This window comes from Tunicatimonas pelagia, from assembly GCF_030506325.1.
Taxonomy (GTDB): Bacteria; Bacteroidota; Bacteroidia; order Cytophagales; family Cyclobacteriaceae; genus Tunicatimonas; species Tunicatimonas pelagia.
This window is the reverse complement of the sequence record NZ_CP120683.1, coordinates 2858493-2881824: the sequence shown is the minus strand read 5'-3', so window position 1 is coordinate 2881824 and position 23332 is coordinate 2858493. Positions and strand designations below refer to the sequence as shown.

Genomic DNA, 23332 nt, shown 5'->3' with positions numbered 1-23332 from the left:
AATGGATATTCAACAAGTATTGTCGCAAACGTTGACGACTGTAAAGGAGGTCGGACGGTTTATCTGGGAAGAGAACCAGAAATTCTCCCTCTCAGAAATTGAGTACAAAGGAAAGAATGATCTGGTGTCTTACGTAGATAAAGAAGCTGAAAAACGACTGGTGGCTCAGCTATCCAAAATTCTCCCCGAAGCGGGGTTTATTACCGAAGAAGGCACAGCGGATGTAGGAAAAGCCGATCGCTACAACTGGGTGATTGATCCGGTAGACGGTACTACTAATTACGTGCATAATCTCCCTTTCTACTCTATTAGCATTGGCTTGATGGAAGGCGATGAAGTGATTTTGGGAGTAATTTACGAACCCAATCGTGACGAGATGTTCTATGCTACCAAAAATGGAAAAGCGTGTCTTAACAAGCAGGAAATACAAGTTTCTCCGGTGGAAACGCTGGAGGAATCACTACTAGCGACAGGGTTTCCGTATTCTAAGTTTCGGGAGATGCCCGCGTATATTGATGTGGTGCAGGATTTGATGCAGCAAACCCACGGCTTGCGCCGAATGGGCAGTGCCGCGCTTGATCTAGCCTACGTTGCCTGCGGACGGTTTGAAGGTTTCTTTGAGTATAACCTCAAACCCTGGGATGTAGCGGCCGGAACGCTGATCGTACAGCAAGCAGGTGGCTCAGTCACCACATTTACCGGAACCGATAATTACATTTTCGGCGGTGAGCTGGTAGCAGGCTGTGCCATTCGATCTGACCTGATGGAAGTGATTAAAAAGCATTGGTACAGCGGTAAGGATTATTGAATAGACGTATAGCGTGGCTTTTTCTCGAGGTGTTTGGTATATGGTAGTGTCGGTATTTTTCTTCTCCTGTATGGGGCTGATGGTGAAACTAGTCGCTCACATTCCTTCCACTCAGGTCGTGTTTTTCCGGTCAGCCATTTCCTTCTTACTTAGTTTCTGGTTGCTAAAAAGGCAAGGTGTATCGGTTTGGGGTATTCATCGCAAGCATTTGCTTTTAAGAGGGCTATTCGGAGCTGTTGCATTGATTTTATTCTACGAAACGTTACAAGAAATCCCGCTAGCGAGTGCCGTTACTATTGGTTTTCTAGCACCCATATTCACTACTATTTTAGGAATTTTTATTGTTAGAGAAAAAGTGCGACCTATTCAGTGGCTATTCTTCTCATTAGCCTTTGTTGGAGTCATTATGGTTCAAGGCTTTGACCCTCGCGTGCAGTGGCTGTATCTGGTGATTGGGATCGTTGCCACGTTCTTTTCTGGTTTAGCCCAGAGTTTTATCCGAAAAATCAATACTAAAGAGCATCCGCTGGTAATTATCTTTTACTTTCCACTGATTACTACTCCACTCAGCGGGGCTTATTCGTTTTTCAATTGGGTACCACCCCAAGGTTGGGATTGGGCAATTCTGATTGCTATTGGCTTACTCACGCAGTTTGCCCAGTTTTTTATGACCAAATCCATTCAGTTAGAAGAATTGTCTAAAGTGAGCATTATTCGCTACTTAAGCATCGTGTATGCCCTGATTTTTGGCTATATTTTCTTTGATGAGACCTACAGCGTACTAGCCTACGCGGGTATGGGATTGGCTATACTGGGTGTAGTGGCTAACGTATGGTACAAGCAAAATCTTGCTAAAAAATCCAAGCGTGCTAAAATTGAACGAAAGGTGTTGTAATGCTTTGAGTTTCTCCATTTAGAGCGCAGTAACTTTGAACACAATAACACTTGAACACTAAAAATATGACCTATTGCCAAGCGGTTCAGCAGATGGATGCTGACAATCCAAACGTGTACTATCATGATTATGAATACGGTTTTCCACTTACTGACGATGATGAACTATTTGGCCGTTTGATTTTAGAGATTAATCAAGCAGGGTTATCGTGGATAACCATTCTGAAAAAGAAGGATAATTTTCGGACAGCCTATTCCGGTTTCAGTATAGAACAAGTAGCTAGCTATGGCGAAAATGACCGGGGCCGGTTGTTAAATGATGCGGGAATTATCCGCAACCGACTTAAAGTAGATGCGACTATTTACAATGCCCAGCAGATTTTATTGCTTCAACAGGAATACGGGTCATTCAAAAATTGGCTCGATCAGCACCACCCGAAGACCAAAGAAGAGTGGGTAAAGCTATTTAAAAAGCACTTCAAATTCGTGGGAGGTGAGATTGTAAATGAATTTCTGATGAGTACGGGCTATTTGCCCGGTGCCCATGAGCCTTCTTGCCCGATCTTTGCTAAAATAAAAGAGCTAAATCCAGCATGGATGAAGGGGTGAGTTTGTCATTTCACATCCTCATAATCAACGTAGTCACCACCTTTAAAACCCTCAGAAGCACTTCTCTTCTTAGTTTGCTCTTTAGGAACGTAATCAATATTAACATTACCATTCTTCGATTGGCGGTAGCGGCTTTGTTGTTGGCGACGGTGCTCAGGACCAAAACTACGTCCTCGCCCATTAGTATTATTCACTCGCCGTCCCCCGCCAGTAACGCTATCAATCATACGAAGAACGAAATCGCTGGCTTTATAAACGACATATATAAAAAGAACCGCGATAATAATAAATTTCAACATAGTGTAGACAGTATACTTATTTAACTGACTAACTAAGATACAAGTTTCACAACGAAGTATTCGTGTGTTGAGGTGTTTGGGTGCATTTCAAAATGACGTTACGCAGCGTTTCGTATAACATCTTGCAGTTGATGCCATCGGTCGCTCATATTGAGTGCCCTCAAATCAAGTACCCGCTGTGCTCCCTTCCGGCCCCACCGTTGGCCTGATAACTTTAAGCGTTGCTGGGCTACCGTACGTTGGGCTGCTTCTATGGCTCCTGATCCGATCATCCAGCCTCGGCTAACATAGTAGGGATAGTCCATCCGGTACGTGTTGTTTTGACAATAACGTAGCAGTTTGGCTTTGGCCTTTCCTACTGCTTGGGTGGTGGTCTTTAAAGCCCCAATGGTAGCCACTACTTGCCTTCCCCCCTGCTGTAGTAGTTGTTCACTCACTTGCGCCAGCCAAGCTTTGCTTTGCTGAGCGTTACTGAAATAGAGGTGTGCAAACTGAGCTAAGTGCTCTTTGACATGATAAAAATCTAAGATTTGGGTCGCTCGCGGATAGGCAGCATCCACCCAATTTTTGATCCAGGGTGCCCCATCACTCACCACGACCATACGCTCAGCTAACGCCTCATACTTATCGGTCAATACGGCCATCTTGGCTTCAAACGCCCGATGGTGCCCCAGGTGAGCCACATACTCAGAATGCTTGATCCAGCCCCGTTCGGGCTGCTCCTTATAGCAATCCGATTCGCAAAACACCCGACCAATCTTGGCTTCCTGCCAACTTTGTTCCCGGGTTAATAACATCCCGCCGTCAATCTCTACATAGACCACTTCTGAGGAGCTTACTGCTTTCGCAGGTGTCTCTTCCGCTAATAAAGTGGCGGCCGATTGCCCATAATGATGAACCAGGCGATAGATCTGGGTCGCATTACTGGGCACATGAAGTAGTTTCTCTATGAGCCGAGCACCTGACGCATAACAATGATCTTGCCCTACATATACCAACAGTTCGGTCAGGTAGGGGGTAACTTTCCCTGAAAGGTACTGACTGAACCGATGGGCTTTACTCACTGCTATCATTCCGTAGCGACTTTGGACTTTTTTTTAATCCGTCGGTCAGTAGAAGAGACCCCTACGGTTTTTTCTAGCACTTGGCGGCCTAACTCAACCCAGAGGGTATCAAATTTCTTTTCGTAATCATAAAAAGTCCTCTCGTCTTGCAACGACTCAAGAGCGTCCCACCGGGAAGCTGCTAAGTCTAGGTATTCTTCTTTCGTCATAGCTCTTTACTTTTTAAGGTACTATCTTCATACGACATTATGAAATGCACCCAGGTGTTTGTATGTTCACGTTACTTGGAATGGTGTTTGGGCACTCAATCTCACCTATTCCTGAACACCGTTCCACAACGGCCTGAATACTTGAATACCTTAACACAATAACACGCTAACACCATAACACTAAGACCTACTGCCACTGAAGTATCACCCCAGCGTAAAAAGTACGTTGGGCAAACAATTTGTTAAAAGGCTGAGAATAATCCTGATTGTAATCAATACCTCGTACATTACGATGGTTCAGTACATTATTAATGTTGCCAAAAGCCACCGCTGATAATTTTTCCGATAGTGGCCAAACTCGGCTGATGCTTAGATCGATTACATTATAGTCAGGTAATCGTAGAGCCTGATCGGCTGAGGCATACGTGGGTGCGTACACTTCTAGCTCAGAATTATATACGCGATCTACTACGGATTGGTAGAAAGTGCCTTGCCGATGAATAAAGATGCTGCTTAACGACCACTGCGGACTTATTTGATAAGTAAAACTCCCTCGTACAAAGTAGTTCAGGTCGTAGGGCGATGAAATTGAGACTTCCTCTTCCTGCACGCTGGCATTCAGGTAGGTATACGAAAGTTGCGTTCTCAGCTTAGGTGACCAGCGAATATCGGCAGCCGCTTCAGCTCCGTAGGTCTGCTCCATTACTCTGTCCGCTTGGGTATCCTTGTAAAAAACTGCCAGCGACAGTGTTTTCCCTTTTCTTTGGTACTGATAATCAAGCGAAAGCTGATCGCTACAGTAAAAGCTAGCCGCTGACTCCGATTGCGGAATTACCTGCTGGTGGTACCGCCCGGCGGAGAAAGTTACGGTTTGTTGCTTCGCTAGTTGATAGTGGGTGTTGAATTGATAGCTCAAATAATCGGGCTGATCGTTTATCGGTACATTTTTCCGAAGTCCCAGCCCCAGTGTCCAGCGCTGGCTAGGTTGATACTTGCTGTAGACGTACCCTTCAGGCACGCGCACCTGCATCTGGGCTGCAAATGAATCAGCCGGATGATGGGTTGCCCGGGCGTAATCAAATACTGGTGTTTTTCCGGCAAAATCAGCTTGACGATCATCGTAGGTAAAGCCAGTTTTCAGCGTCCAAGCATCCCAGAAGCGGGTGTAGTTAGCTGACAAATACATATCTTGGTTTTGGGTATCAATATCCAAGTTGCCTACTGAAAGATTCATATCACTAATGCTAAAGCCACCGTTAAAAGTCAACAGTGAATGTTCGTATTGAGTCCGGAGATTGGCAGTGGTAAAATTTCGCCACTTCTGCATCCGAAAAGTATCATCGCCGGAAGGGTGCCGACTGGCAAAGCGATAACCTTCGTTCACCGCGTAGTTGAACACCTTCAAACTGGTTTTCTCATTTAGTTGGTGAAAGTAATGTGCCCCGAAGTCTAGCGTATGGAAATACTTGAGGTCTTGTAAAGCGCGGGAGTTCATGGCCTGGAGAATACCCGACGGTTGATAATTGCTGAATAACGAAACTGCCGAAGTTGAACTAGTCGGCAAACTAGCGTAAATTCCTACGTTGGCCGGAGAGATAACTGCATCTACACTCGCCTGTTCGGGAATCTGGTCAGTAGTTTGCAAAGAGATGAGTCCGGCGGAGGTGTTGCCGAATTCCAGCGGCGGATTACTGGGAAATACCTGTAGCTGTTTAATCAACGCCGTATTAAAAATACTAAACGTACCGATACCATTGAGTTGAGCAAATCGTACCGCGTCGTAAATCGGTACATCGTTCAGAAAAATACCCGTTTGTGCCGGGCTGCTTCCACGCAAGCTGACGTTCGCTGATTCATCCAATGTAGTAGCTGCCGGAAGAGAATTTACCGCCAACAGCGGGTCAGCCTTGGCATTGGGGTTCATATAAATTTCTAACTGTTCAATTTTCTTGATGCTGAACTCTTCGGCCACCAAGCTAGAGGCTTCTACAGTTACGGTTTCCATGTTCTGCACGTTAGCCTTTAGCTTTACTAAAAGCTCTCCTTCGGTTGCCGCAACCAACTGAGGTTCGTAGCCAATAAATGTAACCATGAGCGTATCATCAGTGGCGGCTTCCAGCGTGAACTGCCCTTCATCATCGGTGCTAGTGCCCCGTTGCCAGTCTGATAGTGGATATACATTTGTTCCAATCAGCAACTCCTGCGTAGTTGCATCCACTACCTGCCCCTGAATAGTGATTGGGCTTTGGGCGAAGGAAAAGGTGGAAAAGAGGAAAAGAAAGATGGAGAGTAAATAGGTTCTCATAGAACAGAGGGTAAGAATGAGTATGTGTTGAAAAAGGGGAGTTTGTCTAAATCCCCCTACCCCCCCCTTTAGAAAAGGGGGACGAAGCAGGGTAATTCGTTTATTACTTGTTGGAAGATTGAGCGATGACTTGAGGCATAAGTTTGTACTTCACCCAGCCGAAGCTAGGTTCTACTTCCAGCGCTTTTTGGTAGGTGGCAATAGCTTTAGAAGGCTGATCGGATTTTTGGTAGGCTTGTCCGAGCCAAGCTAAAGAATTTAAGTAACGCCAGTTTTTAGCATAGTCCGGTTGAGCTTCGTAGTACTGAACCGCCTTCTCAAAGCACTCTACTGCCTCATCTATATCACCTCCGAACATGGTGGGAGTGAATAAGCGGGAGTTAGCGCGTTGCACCCAAGCGTCGGCGTTTTCTGGTTCGGCCTCCAGAGCTTGATCTACCAGCTTTTGACTTTTGGGACCAAGATACATGGCTCGCCAGCTTTGAAAAGCCATCGTAGCTCCGTAAAGTTGTGCCATCTTGGCTAATGCCGTTGCGTCTTCAGCATCTTCTTTGAGAATGGTTTTTAAACTTCCTTCCAGGTCGTCGGCAATGGCATCGTACGTTGCTTCATCCTGGTGAGCCATCGCGTAGATTAATAGCCCAGTCTGTGCTTCCGTAGTAGCGTGTAGCTTTTCTATTTCATCCAGGGAGGTATCCTGATTGATTTTTTCTATTGCCTGTTCCCAGGGAGCTTTTTCGGTAGTAAGGTAACCTCGGTAAAAGAGTTGCTGCACTTCTGAGCTTACTTGTGCTACCGTAGGCAGGGTAATTGCGCATCCAAGAACTATAAAGAAGAATCGGGAAATTGATTGTAAAGCATTCATAATTAAAAGTTTTTTGGTGAATGAATGCTTCAAAGAACGTGGCTTATCAGATGACGCAGAAACTTAGTTGACCAGATGCAGCTGGGCGTTGACAACAGACGGAAGAAGGGAAAAGGGAGAGCGGAAAATGGGAAGAGAGGGCTTAAAAAGACAGTTTCTCGCAGCATCCGCTGGTTGTCCTCTGCTTTGTGCGCCTTATCAACTGTGGGGTGCATTTGGTCAACCGAAGTTGTTTCGCTACCTTACTTATAGCAATTTTGCACGTATGAGTGACTCATTATCTCGCTGGAAAGAATCTAAAGCGTACCAACTAATTGTTCGGTACAAGCTGTACCACATACTGTTTTGGGTGGTGTACGTATTATTCTGGTCAATATTATTCAGCAGTGCGCCTCTGCTTTCCTGGGAAACATTCTTTAGCATAATTATTCAATCCATCGCTTACGGGTCGGGGGCGTATCTTAATATATATTATTTCATTCCGACTTTGCTCAGGAAGCAGCGTTATGGTTGGTATGCGTTAGGGTTTTTGGCGTGTGTGCTCTTATCAACTTCATTGACCACACTGAACTTTCAGGGAATGTACTACCTAGACACCGGTGGTTGGGATGTAGCCGGAGATTGGTTTAAAGGAACGTATCCGCAATTTTTGGGAATTATGGCCAGTAATGCGTTTACCGGGGTGGTGGCGGTGATGATTATCAAGTTGGCCAAGGACTATCTGAAAGACCAAAAGCGAACGCAGGAATTGGAAAAGGAAAAGCTGGAGACTGAATTGAAATTTCTCCGTTCGCAGTTCAACCCCCATTTCCTGTTTAATACCATCAACTCTATTCATTTCCTGATCGAGAAAGATTCTAAGCGGGCTACCGATACACTGTCTAAGTTTTCTGATTTGCTTCGCTACCAGCTTTATGAATGCAACGAGCCGCAAATTCCACTGAAAAAAGAAGTGCATTACCTAGCTAATTTTGTGTCACTAGAAAAGCTGCGGGTGAATAAAAATGTATCGGTCGCCCTCGATGTGAGCGAAAATGTAAACGGCGCGCAGATTGCCCCGTTTATTCTGATGCCCTTCGTAGAGAACGCCTTTAAACACGTATCCAAAGGAAAGCAGCAAGAAAACTTTATTCGGATTTCGCTAGCTCAGCAGGAGAAACAGATTCGGTTTAGCGTAGAAAACTCGCAGGAACCAGCCGAGCCTAAAGCCCGCGACGCGGTATACTACGGCGGTATTGGATTAACTAACGTAAAACGCCGATTAGACTTACTCTACCCCCAGCAACATGCTCTTCAAATTGATAGCCAAAACAAGACCTACTCGGTAGAACTGACCATTGACCTTCATGAAAATTAATTGCCTGGTAGTAGACGACGAACCGCTGGCTCGGGAAGGATTAGCCGGGTATGTTCAAGATCTAGATTTTCTCAACTTGGTAGGAGAATGTGAGTCGCCGCTAGAGGCTGGAACAATGCTCGATCAGCATTCAGTAGATTTGATCTTTCTGGATGTGCAAATGCCCAAAATTAACGGCATCGATTTTCTAAAAACCATCCGACAACCGCCACTTGTCATTTTAACTACCGCCTATCCTCAGTATGCGTTAGAGGGCTACCAACTTGATGTACTGGATTATCTGCTTAAGCCCATTACTTTTGATCGCTTCTACCGAGCCGCCAACAAAGCAAAAGCCCAATGGCAACTCCAGCAACGAGCTAATAACCCAGTTCCTGTAACCGTCCCCTCCCCTTCTTCATCCACTGAAGCGGAAAATGACTACTTCTTTGTGAAAGTAGATCAGAAATACGAAAAGATCGCAGTGGATGGTATTCACTACGTAGAAGCCATGCAAAACTACGTGATGATTCACACTGAACAGCATAAGTACATGACACTGGTTACGCTGAAAAGTGTCGCCGAACGCTTACCGAGCGAACGGTTTATTCAAACTCACAAATCATATTTGGTAGCCAAAGACAAAATCACCTCGGTAGAAGGAAATCAAATCTTCATCGGTCAACAAATCATCCCGATCAGTCGCCACTACCGCGAGTCCGTCATGGAAGCCTTGATCAATCAGAAGTTGTTGAGACGGTAAAAGTAAGGACTTCCTTTCCCCGGATGAGGCTCTGTGAATTCCGGTGGTCGGTACCCAGCATCTCTTGCGGGAGGCTCCGTTGGGGCGTTCCACGCTGGATGCCGACCGGAATTCGTTAGCATTCATCCGGGCCACCGTGGAACGGGAAAGTGCCCATAAGATATAATGTCATTACAACTATTTTCTACCTTTCGGATGAAATATAGCTTCATCACTATTGTATTTTTTTAGTCTTATAAAAACATCATTAATGATGTTCTTACAACCCAATGACTTCTAATAGGGTCACGTCAATCTGCTATTATCACTACTAGCGAATAGTATACTATCGATACCAAGAAAGAGCAAACGGTTTATTTTTTAATAAAAAAACTGTAGTTTTCTCACTTGATAATGCTTAATTAGCAATTATACTGCTGGTATTCTCAAAATACTTCATACTATGAGTGAGTATCCTTTTCGTAAGCTGCATCAACAAGAGAAGTCGCCCGGCAGTGATCGCCCGGATGAGGTAATTTGGAACGATTTTATCAATGGCAGTGACGTAGCTTTTACCGAGATCTATGATGCTTACTTTGACTCGCTCGTACGGTTAGGGCAGCAGTTCAATTTAAATAATGAGATCATCAAAGATGCTATTCAAGACTTTTTTATTGATCTACGAGATCATAGAAAACGCCTTACCTCAATTCAGCATATCAGGCCCTATTTACTTAAGTCATTCAGAAGAAAGCTATTGAAGGTGAAGAAGAGGCAGGAGAAATCGAAATCTTCCCTAGCCGATTTTCACCACCTTCATTTTTCCGTTACCCCTTCTCGAGAGAAAACAATGCTCGAAAGTGAGCAGCTAGAAGAGCAAGCTGCCCGTTTAAACAAAGCTATTCAAAAGCTCTCTCGCCATCAGAAGGAGGCAATCTATTATCTGTATTTTGAAAATATGAGTTATCAGGAAATTCAGCAGGTAATGGGAATGAAATATATACGATCTGCGAGAAACCTTATTTACCAAGCACTCAATCGACTAAGAAAGGCGTATTCAAAATAGCTCAGTGCTACAAAACATCAATTCTCTCGCTGATCGTCACCTGCTATGTCTTTGTAAAAAACTGAGGGTATCGGTGTGTTTACGTTGATGTCTCCGTTAGCTTGTTTTTGCCAAAGTCGTTCGTCATTGTGCTGGCTGATACTGATCCGTGTTAACTTTTTATTTTTTTTGATGTCTTTTTCTTCTTTTGGTTCTCTATGAGTATGAACCATCTTATTGATGAAGAATCAGCGTCAAATTAATCAACTTCTTGCCAACGCCAGCTTTGTACAGTGGGTTAAGTCTCCTACCCCACAGCGCGATTTATACTGGTCTAACTGGTTGAAGCAACATCCCGACCAAGCTAAGGCATTTCATACTGCTCGTACGATTATTTTAGGTATTAAGCTAAAGTCTGTCAATCAACAACCTATTAATAGTGAAGAGAAAGATGCATTATTAGAAAAAATCCTGGTAGCTAGCCCCTCGCTCAAGGTAACCCCTTCTACTCAAACGCGTACCAGAAAGGCTATTTCTTCTTACCTGAGAGTTGCTGCTATTCTTTGTGTTGCTATCGGGGCGGGATTAATTATTCATCTCAACACTCCTTCTACTGCTAAAGTAGAGTTACCCGTAGTGAGCACTGTGACTAAAGAAAACCCGAAAGGACAACGCATAAAATTCCAATTGCCCGATGGATCCATTGTTTGGCTTAATGCTGATAGTCGGCTTGATTTTCCGGAACAGTTTTCTGCCCAGGTTCGCATGGTTCACTTGCGGGGAGAAGCTTTTTTTGAGGTAAAACACGATGAAGCTCGGCCCTTTGATGTCGTGATTAACGATAAAAGCGTGAGAGTTTTGGGCACTTCATTCAACGTTCGCTCATTTCCCGATGATGACCATACACTCGCTGTATCGCTGGTTAGTGGTAAAGTGTCTGTACGAAGAGACGCTGACCAAGAGCATACGCTTTCGCCCGGAGAGCAAGTTGTTTATCATCGCCATGAAGCTATTGTGCAAGTATTTGATCCAGAGGAGGTGATCGCCTGGAAGAAGGGCATACTACGCTTTCGAGATAGTTCTTTATCTCAAGTAAAAGCAATCTTGGAGCGATGGTATGGAATCAATGTTACCGTGGTGGGGAGCCCATCTCGCCGGTGGCGTATAAATGGTGAGTTCGCTAACCAAAGTGCCGAGCGGGTACTGGAACGACTCGCTTTTGCCGAGAATTTCACCTTTAGTATAGAAGGAAAGCAAGTTACTATCACCTTTTAATTTATAGCCATGATGCTGCAACCTGATACTTCATAAAAACAAAAGACAGCCCGGCATGCCAGGCTGTCAAAAGATGCTTCGGACTGATAAACATTGGGGAATGTGCTAGCCCGAAGCGTGTCTAAACGATCACTCATTTAAACATTACAAAAGTATGAAAAGAAAGTTACTAGACTCGATCATTATGCTTTCGAGATATTCCGTGTATGCTTTTGCCATCCAGTCCATTTTTTTCAACGGACTTATGGCAGAAAGCAGTCGGGCACAAATAAAAAGTATAAAAGAAGTATTCATCACAATAGAAATACAGCAGTCCAATACGCAGGAGATTTTCCGAGCTATTGAGGAGCAATCGGCATTTAAGTTTACGTATGATGCCGCCGACGTAGATAATAAAGCAGTCTTCAACATCCCTCGTCGGAAGCTATCGGTGGCCGATGTACTCGCCATTGTCTCGCGGAAAACCTCATTACAGTTCAAGCAACACAACGAAAATATCGATGTACGTAAAGTAGTGGTTCCTCAACCTGAAGTGCCACCTTCTCCGGTAGCCATTTCTATTAGTGGTACGGTCACTGATGAAGAAGATAAGCCTCTTCCCGGAGCCACAGTACTTGTTAAGGGTACCACAGTAGGTACAGTAACGGATATTAATGGGCAGTACAAACTATCTGCTCCTGATGATGCCACAACGCTGGTTTTTTCGTTCGTGGGGTATGTAGAGGAGGAGATAACAATTAACGGAAGAAGCACTATTGATTTAGTTATGTTTCCGGATATTCAATCATTGGGTGAGATAGTTGTGGTAGGCTACGGCACTCAGAAGAAAGAAGATATCACTGGCTCAGTAGCCTCAGTAGAAAGCTATCGGTTAGAAGATGTACCGAATACCAACTTTGCTCAAGCATTACAAGGAGCAGTATCTGGGGTGTACATCAACAATAACTCCGGTGGAGCCGAAGGCGGTGACGTGAATATCAGAATCAGAGGACAAAATTCCATCACTGCTAACAACCAGCCCCTGATTGTACTAGACGGCGTACCCTTCAGTGGTAATATTTCGCAAATTAACCAAAACGATATTGCTTCTATTGAAGTGCTGAAAGATGTATCCTCGTCGGCCATCTACGGAACCCGGGGAGCGAATGGCGTTATTCTTATCACAACTAAGCAGGGTGAGGTTGGTAAGCCAGTCGTTTCCTACTCCGGATATATTGGAGTACAGAATGCCGTGAACGTACCCGATCTAATGACGGGTGATGAGTTCTATGATTTTAAGCTGGAGCGACTCAACGCTACCGACGACCCCACTTCGGTGATGAGTCAGACCGAGCTCGATAATTTTGCAGCAGGCACCTACGCCGATTGGATCGATTTATCCACCCGCACCTCTGTCCAGCAGGAGCATTCGCTGTCTATCTCATCCGGGACTGAAAATACTAAATTCTACGTTTCGGGAACGTACCTGGGAGTGAGAGGGATTGCTCAAGGCGATGACTTCAAGCGGTATAATTTACGGCTCAACCTGGATCAGCAGATTACGGACTGGCTTGCCATTGGCACGAATACGCGCCTGGGTTACATTGATCGCAGTGGTGTAGAAGTAGATTTAGCCAGTGCATTTTACATTAATCCGCTCACCAATCCGTACGACGAAAATGGTAGGCTTACGGTGTATCCCTGGCCTGAAGATGAATTCTTCGGGAATCCCCTCGGCCGAACCCTGTTTGATAATGAAGACGAAGAGTATACGGTGTTTTCTAACCTATATGCGAATATCTCTTTCCCTTTTATTGAGGGCTTATCCTACAAGCTTAACGCGGGCTACGAATACTCAAATCGGGACAATAACGTGTACCGGGGGAGAGATACCAAGAATGGGTTTGAGAGCCGAGGGTCGCTCACAAACCGACAGGTTAGGGATCGAAACTATCTGGTAGAAAATATCCTCACGTATAAGAAGATTATTGACAAACATAATTTTGACATAACGGCACTATACAGTGGGCAGCTTAGCGATTTTCAGCGATTTAATACTGATGCTGAAGGGTTTCCCAACGATATACTCGGTTTCTATCAAGCAGAAATTGCTTCGCTAATCACCCCAACAAATATATACCGCCGAAGCACGCTGGTATCGCAGATGGGACGACTTAATTATAACTACGACGGACGCTACTTGCTCACCCTGACCGCTCGTCGCGACGGTTTCTCGGGCTTCGGTAGCGATCAGAAGTACGCATTTTTTCCCTCGGTAGCCCTAGGCTGGAACGTAGGTAACGAAAACTTTTTGGAGGGATCAACGGCTGTTAGTGCCCTCAAACTTCGCTTATCAGCGGGAAGAATAGGTAATCAGGCCATTGACCCGTTTCAGACCCTGGCGCGACTAGCCACCCAAAACTACTTGGGCGGCGACAACGGAGGATCACTGGCCGCTGGATTCATTCCCTCTACATTAGGTGATAATGGACTGGGGTGGGAAACCACCACTTCGGCTAACATCGGGGTGGACTACGGGTTTCTTAATAACCGGATTCGGGGTAGCCTTGAGTACTACGTATCTAATACGGAAGATCTGCTACTCAGCCGAGCTATTTCTTCGGTGCACGGTATCACCAGTATCGTACAAAACATTGGGGAAACCCGCAACAACGGGCTAGAGATACTTGTATCTGGCGATATCATCCGACAAGAGAAGCTCACCTGGACTGCTGACCTCAACTTTTCCTTCAATCGTAACGAAATTGTGGATTTATACGGCGATGGTCAAGACGATGTAGGAAACCGCTGGTTTATCGGTCAGCCCATTGACGTGAACTATGGATTTGTGTTTGACGGAATATGGCAAGAAAGCGAATCTGACGTTGCCGAAGGCTTCGATGCGGTACCCGGCGATGTAAAAATTAAAGATCAGAACAGCGATGATGAAATTACCGCCGACGATGACCGGGCGATCTTCGGAAATTTACAACCTGATTTTATTGCTGGCTTAGGAAGCACCATCAGTTATGGTGACTTTGCCTTAACATTTTTTCTTTTCACCGAGCAGGGCGTAGAACGACCCAATCGCCTGTTAGATTCCGACCGGGAAGTGTTTCTGTTAGATGCCCGCCGCAATGGAGTGCAACGAGAGTGGTGGTCACCTACAAATCCGATCAATTCCTACCCCAGAAATAGCGATGATAGTAATCCGCGAGGAGTGCTGTTTTTGGAAGATGCTAGCTTCATCCGCATGCGAGATGTAACGCTATCGTACAATCTGCCAACTAGCTCGCTGGAACGAGTTGGCTTGCAATCAGCGCGGGTATACACCACCGTCCGCAACCTATTCACCATTACTGACTGGACAGGTACCGATCCGGAGTTTAATCGTCAATTTGGAATCCCGCAGAGCCGGACTTTTCTGGTAGGTATTAACGTCTCATTCTAAACAAAACGTATCATGACAACGAACAATAAAAAACACCTAATTTTACGATGGGTTAGCGGAGGGATACTGAGCGTACTCTTAGTGCTAACTGCTGGTTGCGCCGAAGACTTTCTAGAAGAAGACGCCCCCAATATTATTGTCGCTGAGAATTTATTTACCAACACCGCTGGCTTCGAGGCGGCTCTTAATGGTCTCTACCACGAGGTACGCAAGGAGCGTATGGGAAGTACGGGACAAAACGAGACCTCGGCGGGCGATATTCGCTTTTCTTTGATGGTGAATGGTACCGATAACGTTTTTGCGCTCAATCCGGGCCCTTCAGAGCGAGTGACTAACGAGTTTATCCAGAATAATCCCGAAAATGCGTACATAGAGCGGATTTTTAATTGGTTGTATCGCACAGTGAATGCCGCTAATACCATTATTGATCGGGCTGATAACCCCGATATTGACTGGACTGAGGCAGAGAAAAACCAAGTGTTGGCGGAGGCACGAACCATCCGAGCTTGGGCGTATCGTCACCTCACGTACCTATGGGGAGATGTACCGCTGAACATGACCGAGTCGAGCGGAGCCAGTATCAAAACCGATTGGGAGCGGGCTTCGGTAGAAACTATTTACCAGGCCATGGAGGAAGACTGGCTCTTTGCGGAGCAGCATCTTCCGGTAGAAGTGGCCAGCTCCGGACGAGTAAGTCAGGCTGTAGCCCAGCACTACTTGGCCGAACTCTATATTCTGATGAACCGCCCGGCAGAGGCTGAAGCTAAGGCTCAGGCGGTGATTGATGGACCTTACCAACTTATTACCGAACGTTACGGCGTGCGAGCCGACCAGGCCGGAGTACCTTTTATGGATCAGTTCTACGACGGCAACGTACTCCGAAGTCAGGGAAACACCGAAGTACTTTGGGCAATCTTGCAAGAGAACCTCGTCGACAACCCTGACCAGGGAAGGAACATTATGCGACGTTATTTTGTGGGCTTCTACCGCTTGATTAACGGTATTGAGCTATCGGTTGATCGGGGTGGGCGAGGCATTGGTCGTTTGGCTCCTACTAACTGGGGAATAAATGTCTACGATGCCGCTGATGACCGCGGTTCGTGGTACGCTATCAGCCGAGGCTATATCTACACCGAAGCCAACGGTGATGTACCTCCCGAAGGTGCCAGTTTCGGAGATACAGTCTTCACCGAAGTAATTCCGGAACCAGACATTACTAATGCTAACCGTACGCGGTATCCCCATAGCCGTAAATGGGAGTGGGCTGATCCTAACAACATTGTTCTTAACGAGCAGTTTGGCGATCAACCCTATCTCCGTTTGGCAGATACATATCTGCTGCGAGCCGAAGCCCAAATTGCTCAGGATAAAGCGGCTGAGGCAGCCGAGTCCATCAATGTAGTGCGCCGTCGCGCTGGGGTTGGCGACATCACTGCGGCCGACGCAACCATTGATTTTTTGCTGGATGAGCGTTCGCGGGAACTACTATGCGAAGAGCAACGGCGCTACGCCCTGATACGAAACAATCGGCTGCTAGAACGGGTACGAGCGTACAACCCTATTGCTGGCCCGGTTATTGCCGAACGTGACCGCCGATTCCCTATTCCCCAGTCGGTTATCGATGCCAACCTAACGAGTGAAATGAGGCAAAATGGCGGGTACTAACCAACCCGTGTAAATGGCATTTCGGGTTCTACGGAATGCCAACCTTTCTTATTCTATAACAATGACCTGAGTTGGCCTTCGCTAGCTCGTTAACACTATCACTAAATCCTATCAATGATGAGACATACCCTTCCCTTCTTAACATATAATTTACGGTTGCTGCTTTTGGTAGCCATTACTGTTATCGCAACTAATGGCTCAGTCCGGGCGCAAGCCGGGCCACCTCTGAACTCCAACCCAACGGCTGCTGAAATGATGGGTAGCTGTGATTTTAACGGTGGGCTAACCGATGTAAATGCTTTCAATGCTATTGAAGCCATTCAGGCGGCGAGCCTTTCGTATACCCGCATCGGGATATTTCCAGAGCGCTATCTGCAAGGAGGGCAAGTCAAGCCCGAAGTCATTGATAGCTTAGTGTTAGCACTTTACGAGGAAGATATCTATCCCATGTTGCTTATCGAGCATATTTTTGCCGACCACGGGGCTTTGGGCAATGAGCAAAAGTGGTTTGATATTGGAGCGGCCTTCGCGAATCGATTTCGCCCTAACAGCGACTTTCTGCTGTCCAAAGGAATCACTGACTGGGGTATTACGCAATATACCGCGGTGAATGAGCCAGATAATAACTTCGATGCGGTAGAGTTCGTAGCCGCCATACGTGGGTTTGCCGACGGAGTTCACTCGGCCGACCCTTCGCTCCAGGTAGCACCCGGTGGATTTCAGGAAGTACCTTTGTTCGAGCGGTTTAATATCTACATGGATGGGCTAGCTCCGCTATACAACGATGGTACTCTCAATGCCCTGGATATCCATCGCTACTATGATCGGCGAAATCCGTTTAACCTTCAGTTTAAGGCGAAGTCGCACCAAGTGCTCATTGATAGCTTGCGTTCGTGGCATAACATCACCAGCGATTTCCGGGTATGGTGTACTGAATACAACGCCCGAGGGGCGGGATCCGACGCGGAGAATGCCAAAGACTTTGTAACCGGAACCTGGGACTTGCTGACCGTGAAAAATCCAGCGGGAGAGTTCGTCTCTGACTACGCCCTGACGTTTCGCACCTACTTACCTGTGAACTCAAATACGCAACTAGGTATGGCCGTTTCTGCTTTTCCTTTTCTAGGAAATGCCAAAGGAATTGCCCACCAAATGCTTGCCAACATTACGCAAGGGCTAACCTTAGTTTCAGGTGATGAAGCGACGGGTATCGACATTTTGGAAGGCGACAATAAAAAGATGTGGGTGTGGCATAACCGCGAAGAGTGGAGTACGCTGTTCGGAACTTCGTTCACCGTAAACAATATTCCATCGTACGCTAACGCATTGGAAGTATATCGCTATGATTCTTGGAACGAAGAACTTGGCAGCACGGGTACGCCCGATCCGTACCAAACTATCACGCTCAGCGGAGCTACTTCGGAGACAGTCAGCGGATTGGAACCCGGTGAAACGTATATGTTCGTTGCGAAAGCCAACAGCTCTTTCAACGACATGCCTTCAGTGAGTATTACCATTCCTGATGGTGCTACTACTTATAGCGAAGGTGATACTATCAGCATTACTGCCTCAGCTTCTGACCCAGATGGCATCCGAGAAGTTGTCTTGTACGCCGGGCCGATTCGTCTCGGCTCAATAACTTCAGCTCCCTACACCCTTGATTGGACTGATATTCCCGCCGGAACAACCACGTTGTTGGCGATTGCTAAAGATAACAAAGGAGCCGTTCGGCTGGCTACTCAGCAAGTGAGTGTTGCCCATCCTGATAATGGCATCAATCTGATCGCTGCGGCAGATGTGTACGTTAAAGGGGGGCAAACCGACGATGATAATTTCGGAAATAGTCCTTCGCTGCTGATTAAAACTGCCGCTGGTGAAAACCTGCAACGACGAATCTTTCTTCAGTTCAATGTGTCTGAGTTGGAACCCGTAGAACGGGCTACGTTGCGCCTGCGGGTAGCCCGCACAGGTAATTCCGAGCATACGGTGTATGCAGTTGAAGACGATACTTGGCAGGAAAATAGTATCACCTGGAACAATCAGCCAGAATATACCGCAGCCTTGGCAAATGAATCCGTAGCTAATGAAGGCCGTTGGACTGACTTTGACCTTACCGAGTATGTGCAGCAAGAGCAAGCGGGTGATGGGGTGCTATCCCTTGCCATCTGGACTTCCTCTACGGCACTGGTAGAGTACTTCTCAAAGGAGGCTGCTGAAGGCAATGAACCTCGCCTGCTCGTAGAAGCAGGTACTACTGATATCGGCTCGCCTAATGTGCAATTTCGCTTTCCCCGGGAAGGCTTTCAGTACCCCTCAATCCGATGGCCGATTGTAGCCGTTGCTCAAGCAGCTACCACTGATGGGTTAGCTATTGATCGGGTTGACTTCTACATTGATGATTCATTGGTACGTACTGATAATCGGCGTCCGTATATTCTACGAACCCGCCGGAATACCGGAGGAGCATTTGTTCTGAAAGCTGTTGCGGTAGATGAAGCAGGTAAAGAGTCATCGGCTACGCTGAATTTATCAGTATCGTACGGAGGTACTTCGCTAGCGGTGGTGGACGATACCTACGTTCGGGGTGGGAACAATGCCGACCGAAACTTTGGCGATAGCGATCAACTTGAGGCTAAAAGCACCGGGGCAGCCTTCACCAGACGCTCGTTTTTAAAGTTTGACCTAAGTAGTAATCGTCGGTGGATCAAGACGGCTACGCTTCGTTTAAAAGTCAAAGATCAAGGTACTGATCTGTATAGTGCTGCCTTTGTAGAAGATGATAGCTGGGAAGAGGAAACGCTCACCTGGAATACCGAACCGACCATCGGCTCCATTATCGAGACGCTTCCGAGTGCCCGGGAAGGCGAATACATGATCTACAATGTAACCGATATTGTGAAGCAGGAATTTAATGGTGACAAAACCGTTTCGTTTGCTATTATATCGGATGGAACATCTAACCAACGATTCTATTCTAAGGAAAGCCCGGATGCCAATGATGCTCCCTTTTTGCTTATTAACGGTACCGAAGATCGTCCGCTACGTTATGGAACACGAGTGGCCTCGGTTGCTAAAGGAGGCGTAAAGGCACCCCCTTTAGTACGTGAAAGTGAGTCAACAGAGACGCATATTTATCCGAATCCGGTTAATGAAACAACCGTTATCACTTTCTACCAAGAGACTGATTCGCCCGTAAACATTCGAGTACACGATACACAAGGGCGGGTACTAGGCCACTACCAAACAGTCGGGCAACAAGCAGGTAACCATCAGGTTGTTTGGAGTGATATTGTGCAAGGGAAATCTCTACAGCAAGGCATCTATTTTGTTACTATTATTCAACTACAGCGTACACAGATGCTGAAGGTACTAGTGAGTTCACCTGAATAAAGAGATAACCAAGCAATGGGAACAGCATCGTTCCCATTGCTTCAGGAGAAGCGATTAGTTGCTATCTTTTAGTATTTTTCGGATGAAAATCTTATTTGGGCAGCTTCTTTGAAGAATAAACAAAGAGCAAGCATCTATTAACGAGAGCGCAATCGGGGAATCAGCATCGGTACTTGTTGCCGATACGTTTGGTACTCATTGCCGTAAAGTTTTAGCAGTTTCTTTTCTTCCAGTTGAATTCCGATCAAAATGTAGGCGATCCAGGCCAAGGCGGTAACAAGATTGGCGATAGTAGGGGAGAAGCACCATAATCCCAGAGCAATCAGAATTGTACCTGCGTATAGCGGATGGCGAACGTAGCGCAAAACGCCATCGGTTTGAAGTGGCTCAACTTGATTCGCCGCTGGTGTGGGTACGCCTAAGAACTCCCGTTTAGAGAATTGTTTGAACGACAGGTGAATCACAATTACTCCGTAAGAAGCTAGTACTAAGCCAAACAGTTGTAGCATATCACGTACCCGCACATCGGCCACCAGTGGTTCGGAAGAGATTATTGAGTTGTAGAGCAGAATAGGAATAAGAGTGATTACCGCAATAATATTGTAACCTAACCGATAGTAGCGGTACGATTGACCTAACCAGCCCTGCACCTGTTTTTTTACCTTAGCTAAGGCCAAAAAGCTGTGCAAACCGAAATACACTAGCCACAAACCTGCCAGAATCAAGTAGGAAACTACCATCTTTCAAAGATGAACAAAAATTCGGGAGATAGTAGTAATTTTTTCATATACGATGCTTTGAAAACTGGGGCAAGTACAACTACTATTACTATATTTAGAAAATATAGCTTAGTTAAAATGATACAGCGACGAACGCACTTAGTGGGTAGCATGCCCTTTGCCGATGAACAAGATGCCATGCAACGCGCTATGGATCATCTGGGAACCCGCTTGTCTAGCCTACCCGACGGAGAGATTGGTGAGAAAACACCCCAATATCCTAAAGGAAAGAGGGCGGCTTGGGTGATGACCGCTATTGATATTTGCACAGAAGATACTGAGAACTGGGAAGTAGCGCAGGATGCTCAGCGCGGCGATGATGGTTTTCCAGTGGGATATGATACTGTGCAGAAGTTGCGCCCTAAGCACCCACCCTCCAAGATGTACCAACATCTGGATTTCGGGTACCATACTTACTTCAAAGAGAGTTACCCCTTGTTTAAACAACTGCGGGAAGAACGTAGTCAGCCAGATCTCAAGTTTCAGGTTGGAGTACCTACCGGCTTAGGAATCACCTTTGCTATGATGGGTAAGATCGATGCGATACGTTACGCAGATGTTTTTAATCGACGGATAGCCTACGAAGTTAATGAGATCATTAAGCTAGCGGGTAACGATGTAGTAATACAAATTGAAGTGCCGGGTGAATTAGCACTTGCTTATAAGTTGCCCAATTTTCTAATAGATTTACCTCTAAAAAGTATATACGGATTGGTGAGAAAGATAGACCCGTCGGCCAAATTGGGGGTTCATATTTGTTTAGGTGATCTGAATAATGAAGCACTGATTCATCCTAAAACGTTGAAGAAGTTAGTATATTTCTCCAATCAGATGGTGAAAAAGTGGCCCAGTTCCCATCAACTTAACTACGTACATTATCCTCTGGCTGAGGCAGCTACTCCTCCCCCGACAGATGAAAAGTACTACGCCGATTTAAAGGATATCAAGTTACCCAATCACGTTCGTTTTATTGCCGGGTTTGTACATAAAGAGCGCAATAAGGAAGAACACCAACACATACTACAGGCAATTGAGTCAGCCCGAGGTAGTTCCGTGGATATTGCCTGCTCGTGTGGTATGGGACGGTATTCGGAAGAAACTGCACTTTCGTTACTAACGGTGATGAAGGAAATGGCCGAGCACAAGTAGTTTATGCTTGTGCCTGACTAGCCAGCTCCTCGCGTAGCTGCTGAATAATACTTTCCTGCTCGCTAGATTTACGGTGCATCTCTTCTTGGGTAGCTTGTAACTCTTCCATATTCTGCCGCATTTCCTCTTCAGTGGCTTGCATCTCTTCGGCCTGTTGCCGCGACTGGTTAAGTAGCTCACTCATTCTGGCCGTTACTTGCTTACTTCGTATGGCCGAAGCTATGTCCTCACCCGCTTTCTGCAAAAAGTGCTGATGGTGTTCTTCAATGGGCGAGAAAGAAGCAATTTCGATAACACCGGCTACATGCTCATCGAGTATGAGGGGAGTTATGAATAAATAACTCGGAGTAGCTTTTCCTAAGCCTGAAGTGATGTATGTATACCGATCAGGAATATCAGTTAAATACGTTGACTCTTTTTCTAAAAAACATTGACCTACCAAACCCTGACCGGGTTCAATCTCTTTGTTCAAGAATTTTTTTCGTTCGTAAGCGTAGCAGGCTTCTAAACGTAATATTTGGTTGTCTTCATTCTCTAAGACATACAAACCACCCTGATTAGCCTTTAAATATTTAACCAGTTTAGCAATAAGTTGCTGATACGTCTCATTCTGATCTTGATTGGCTCGCAATATTTGGTTTATCTCAGTCAGCCCCTGAGCCGCCCAACTTCTCTTTTCATCCTCTTCTCTAGCCCGTTTAACTTCTTCTAGGTTTTTTGACAATTCATCTTGTTGCTCTTGCATGGCCTGATTCTGATCACTTACTTCACTAAGCAGTTTAGTATTTTTCTGACCAGCCCGATGATTCTTGCGGAGTAAAAAGAAAAGTGAGAGAGAAATGATAATGATACCCATACCGCTAGTGGCGTAATAGAAAATACCACCTTTAAACATACTATTATCTAGATCTAGTACTAACACCGTGCTTAGCCACGATTGACTAAAGAAAATAACATAACACGTAACTAGCGATGCAGCCAACAGCCTTTTTTCCTCAAAATCAAAAAGAATCCAGGGAATTAGTGTCATAGAAATCTGGCACACCATAAATGCATCTAGTAGAGACTCACCCGGTGTTACTAGGTAGGCGTGGTAGATAGCGGTGAGTAACAACGCCTGGAACGACATGATAAACCGAGACAGATGATGCCACTGAAAGGAGTTGAATATAAATATACTGCACGCTAGCCCGGCAGCACTCGCCGGATACATAACCAGGGGTGGATAATAGAAGATAGAAAAAACCATGTAGCTTAATGCTACAAATACAAACATACTGGCGATCTGGTTAGCGAGTCGCACTTTAGCTTGATATAGTTCCGAGAGCTCCTCAGTTACCCCTATGTTGAATAAGAATTTCATACCCGACTATTCACAATAATTTGTCGAGTAACAGCAAATTTTATTCTAAATAGTTGCGTGTGTAATGAATCAGATGAATCTCAAATATATCAGGGCAACCAAATA

Annotated in this window: 18 protein-coding genes; 11 read left to right on the top strand and 7 right to left on the bottom strand. The window is 45.8% G+C overall.

The genetic code is table 11. The annotated features are described in order from the left end of the window. Position 1 precedes the first annotated feature (1 nt). The 3 genes from P0M28_RS12170 to P0M28_RS12160 all read left to right on the top strand — a co-directional run bounded on the left by P0M28_RS12170 (position 2) and on the right by P0M28_RS12160 (position 2311). On the top strand, positions 2 to 808 hold the full coding sequence (locus P0M28_RS12170) for an inositol monophosphatase family protein (protein WP_302210177.1): 807 nt from the start codon (positions 2 to 4) through the stop codon (positions 806 to 808). A 13-nt stretch (positions 809 to 821) separates the two neighbouring features. Further along, the gene (locus tag P0M28_RS12165) at positions 822 to 1703 is read left to right on the top strand and encodes a DMT family transporter (RefSeq protein WP_302210176.1); all 882 of its coding nucleotides are present in this window, start codon (positions 822 to 824) and stop codon (positions 1701 to 1703) included. Between the two features lie 65 nt (positions 1704 to 1768). Continuing rightward, positions 1769 to 2311 (top strand): DNA-3-methyladenine glycosylase I, encoded by a 543-nt coding sequence (locus P0M28_RS12160; protein WP_302210175.1) that lies wholly within the window; start codon positions 1769 to 1771, stop codon positions 2309 to 2311. Positions 2312 to 2316: 5 nt separating this feature from the next. Here the strand turns inward: P0M28_RS12160 and P0M28_RS12155 are convergent, their stop codons facing one another. The 5 genes from P0M28_RS12155 to P0M28_RS12135 form a co-directional block, all read right to left on the bottom strand. Continuing rightward, on the bottom strand, positions 2317 to 2610 hold the full coding sequence (locus tag P0M28_RS12155) for a DUF4834 family protein (protein WP_302210174.1): 294 nt from the start codon (positions 2608 to 2610) through the stop codon (positions 2317 to 2319). A 98-nt stretch (positions 2611 to 2708) separates the two neighbouring features. Further along, the gene (locus P0M28_RS12150; protein WP_302204932.1) at positions 2709 to 3683 is read right to left on the bottom strand and encodes a hypothetical protein; all 975 of its coding nucleotides are present in this window, start codon (positions 3681 to 3683) and stop codon (positions 2709 to 2711) included. Beyond that, a complete protein-coding gene (locus P0M28_RS12145) occupies positions 3680 to 3883 on the bottom strand; it encodes a hypothetical protein (RefSeq protein ID WP_302204934.1) in 204 nt (67 codons plus the stop codon). The genes P0M28_RS12150 and P0M28_RS12145 overlap by 4 nt, the downstream gene beginning before the upstream one ends. A gap of 187 nt (positions 3884 to 4070) precedes the next feature. Continuing rightward, the gene (locus P0M28_RS12140) at positions 4071 to 6188 is read right to left on the bottom strand and encodes a TonB-dependent receptor plug domain-containing protein (protein ID WP_302210173.1); all 2118 of its coding nucleotides are present in this window, start codon (positions 6186 to 6188) and stop codon (positions 4071 to 4073) included. 103 nt (positions 6189 to 6291) lie between these two features. After that, on the bottom strand, positions 6292 to 7053 hold the full coding sequence (locus P0M28_RS12135; RefSeq protein WP_302210172.1) for a tetratricopeptide repeat protein: 762 nt from the start codon (positions 7051 to 7053) through the stop codon (positions 6292 to 6294). A gap of 265 nt (positions 7054 to 7318) precedes the next feature. Here P0M28_RS12135 and P0M28_RS12130 point away from each other — a divergent pair, with 265 nt between their 5' ends. The 7 genes from P0M28_RS12130 (at position 7319) to P0M28_RS12100 (ending at position 19936) form a co-directional block, all read left to right on the top strand. Next, the gene (locus tag P0M28_RS12130) at positions 7319 to 8410 is read left to right on the top strand and encodes a sensor histidine kinase (protein ID WP_302210171.1); all 1092 of its coding nucleotides are present in this window, start codon (positions 7319 to 7321) and stop codon (positions 8408 to 8410) included. Next, on the top strand, positions 8400 to 9152 hold the full coding sequence (locus P0M28_RS12125) for a LytR/AlgR family response regulator transcription factor (RefSeq protein WP_302210170.1): 753 nt from the start codon (positions 8400 to 8402) through the stop codon (positions 9150 to 9152). The genes P0M28_RS12130 and P0M28_RS12125 overlap by 11 nt, the downstream gene beginning before the upstream one ends. A 442-nt stretch (positions 9153 to 9594) precedes the next feature. After that, on the top strand, positions 9595 to 10197 hold the full coding sequence (locus P0M28_RS12120) for an RNA polymerase sigma factor (RefSeq protein ID WP_302210169.1): 603 nt from the start codon (positions 9595 to 9597) through the stop codon (positions 10195 to 10197). Positions 10198 to 10416: 219 nt separating this feature from the next. Further along, on the top strand, positions 10417 to 11451 hold the full coding sequence (locus P0M28_RS12115) for a FecR family protein (RefSeq protein WP_302210168.1): 1035 nt from the start codon (positions 10417 to 10419) through the stop codon (positions 11449 to 11451). 154 nt (positions 11452 to 11605) lie between these two features. Beyond that, positions 11606 to 14881 carry a SusC/RagA family TonB-linked outer membrane protein gene (locus P0M28_RS12110; protein WP_302210167.1) on the top strand — a complete coding sequence of 1092 codons (3276 nt, stop codon included), beginning with the start codon at positions 11606 to 11608 and terminating at the stop codon, positions 14879 to 14881. Between the two features lie 12 nt (positions 14882 to 14893). Next, positions 14894 to 16546: a RagB/SusD family nutrient uptake outer membrane protein gene (locus P0M28_RS12105; RefSeq protein ID WP_302210166.1), complete on the top strand. Its 1653-nt coding sequence runs from the start codon at positions 14894 to 14896 to the stop codon at positions 16544 to 16546. Positions 16547 to 16660: 114 nt separating this feature from the next. Beyond that, the gene (locus P0M28_RS12100) at positions 16661 to 19936 is read left to right on the top strand and encodes a CBM96 family carbohydrate-binding protein (RefSeq protein WP_302210165.1); all 3276 of its coding nucleotides are present in this window, start codon (positions 16661 to 16663) and stop codon (positions 19934 to 19936) included. 137 nt (positions 19937 to 20073) lie between these two features. Here P0M28_RS12100 and P0M28_RS12095 read toward each other — a convergent pair whose 3' ends face one another. Then, a complete protein-coding gene (locus P0M28_RS12095; RefSeq protein WP_302210164.1) occupies positions 20074 to 20676 on the bottom strand; it encodes a methyltransferase family protein in 603 nt (200 codons plus the stop codon). Positions 20677 to 20793: 117 nt separating this feature from the next. On the opposite strand from P0M28_RS12095, the gene P0M28_RS12090 reads away from it, so the two are divergent. After that, positions 20794 to 21864, top strand: coding sequence for a hypothetical protein (locus P0M28_RS12090; protein WP_302210163.1), 1071 nt, complete (start codon positions 20794 to 20796; stop codon positions 21862 to 21864). 1 nt (position 21865) lies between these two features. On the opposite strand, the gene P0M28_RS12085 is transcribed toward P0M28_RS12090, so the two are convergent. Continuing rightward, positions 21866 to 23227 (bottom strand): GAF domain-containing protein, encoded by a 1362-nt coding sequence (locus tag P0M28_RS12085; RefSeq protein ID WP_302210162.1) that lies wholly within the window; start codon positions 23225 to 23227, stop codon positions 21866 to 21868. Positions 23228 to 23332: the final 105 nt, after the last annotated feature.

Coding starts and splice junctions, on each gene's coding strand:
- P0M28_RS12140 (WP_302210173.1), bottom strand. CDS start 6,188: ATGAGAACCTATTTACTCTCCATCTTTCTTTTCCTCTTTTCCACCTTT.
- P0M28_RS12100 (WP_302210165.1), top strand. CDS start 16,661: ATGATGAGACATACCCTTCCCTTCTTAACATATAATTTACGGTTGCTG.
- P0M28_RS12115 (WP_302210168.1), top strand. CDS start 10,417: ATGAAGAATCAGCGTCAAATTAATCAACTTCTTGCCAACGCCAGCTTT.
- P0M28_RS12130 (WP_302210171.1), top strand. CDS start 7,319: ATGAGTGACTCATTATCTCGCTGGAAAGAATCTAAAGCGTACCAACTA.
- P0M28_RS12120 (WP_302210169.1), top strand. CDS start 9,595: ATGAGTGAGTATCCTTTTCGTAAGCTGCATCAACAAGAGAAGTCGCCC.
- P0M28_RS12145 (WP_302204934.1), bottom strand. CDS start 3,883: ATGACGAAAGAAGAATACCTAGACTTAGCAGCTTCCCGGTGGGACGCT.
- P0M28_RS12085 (WP_302210162.1), bottom strand. CDS start 23,227: ATGAAATTCTTATTCAACATAGGGGTAACTGAGGAGCTCTCGGAACTA.
- P0M28_RS12090 (WP_302210163.1), top strand. CDS start 20,794: ATGATACAGCGACGAACGCACTTAGTGGGTAGCATGCCCTTTGCCGAT.
- P0M28_RS12160 (WP_302210175.1), top strand. CDS start 1,769: ATGACCTATTGCCAAGCGGTTCAGCAGATGGATGCTGACAATCCAAAC.
- P0M28_RS12105 (WP_302210166.1), top strand. CDS start 14,894: ATGACAACGAACAATAAAAAACACCTAATTTTACGATGGGTTAGCGGA.
- P0M28_RS12135 (WP_302210172.1), bottom strand. CDS start 7,053: ATGAATGCTTTACAATCAATTTCCCGATTCTTCTTTATAGTTCTTGGA.
- P0M28_RS12125 (WP_302210170.1), top strand. CDS start 8,400: ATGAAAATTAATTGCCTGGTAGTAGACGACGAACCGCTGGCTCGGGAA.
- P0M28_RS12150 (WP_302204932.1), bottom strand. CDS start 3,683: ATGATAGCAGTGAGTAAAGCCCATCGGTTCAGTCAGTACCTTTCAGGG.
- P0M28_RS12170 (WP_302210177.1), top strand. CDS start 2: ATGGATATTCAACAAGTATTGTCGCAAACGTTGACGACTGTAAAGGAG.
- P0M28_RS12110 (WP_302210167.1), top strand. CDS start 11,606: ATGAAAAGAAAGTTACTAGACTCGATCATTATGCTTTCGAGATATTCC.
- P0M28_RS12095 (WP_302210164.1), bottom strand. CDS start 20,676: ATGGTAGTTTCCTACTTGATTCTGGCAGGTTTGTGGCTAGTGTATTTC.
- P0M28_RS12155 (WP_302210174.1), bottom strand. CDS start 2,610: ATGTTGAAATTTATTATTATCGCGGTTCTTTTTATATATGTCGTTTAT.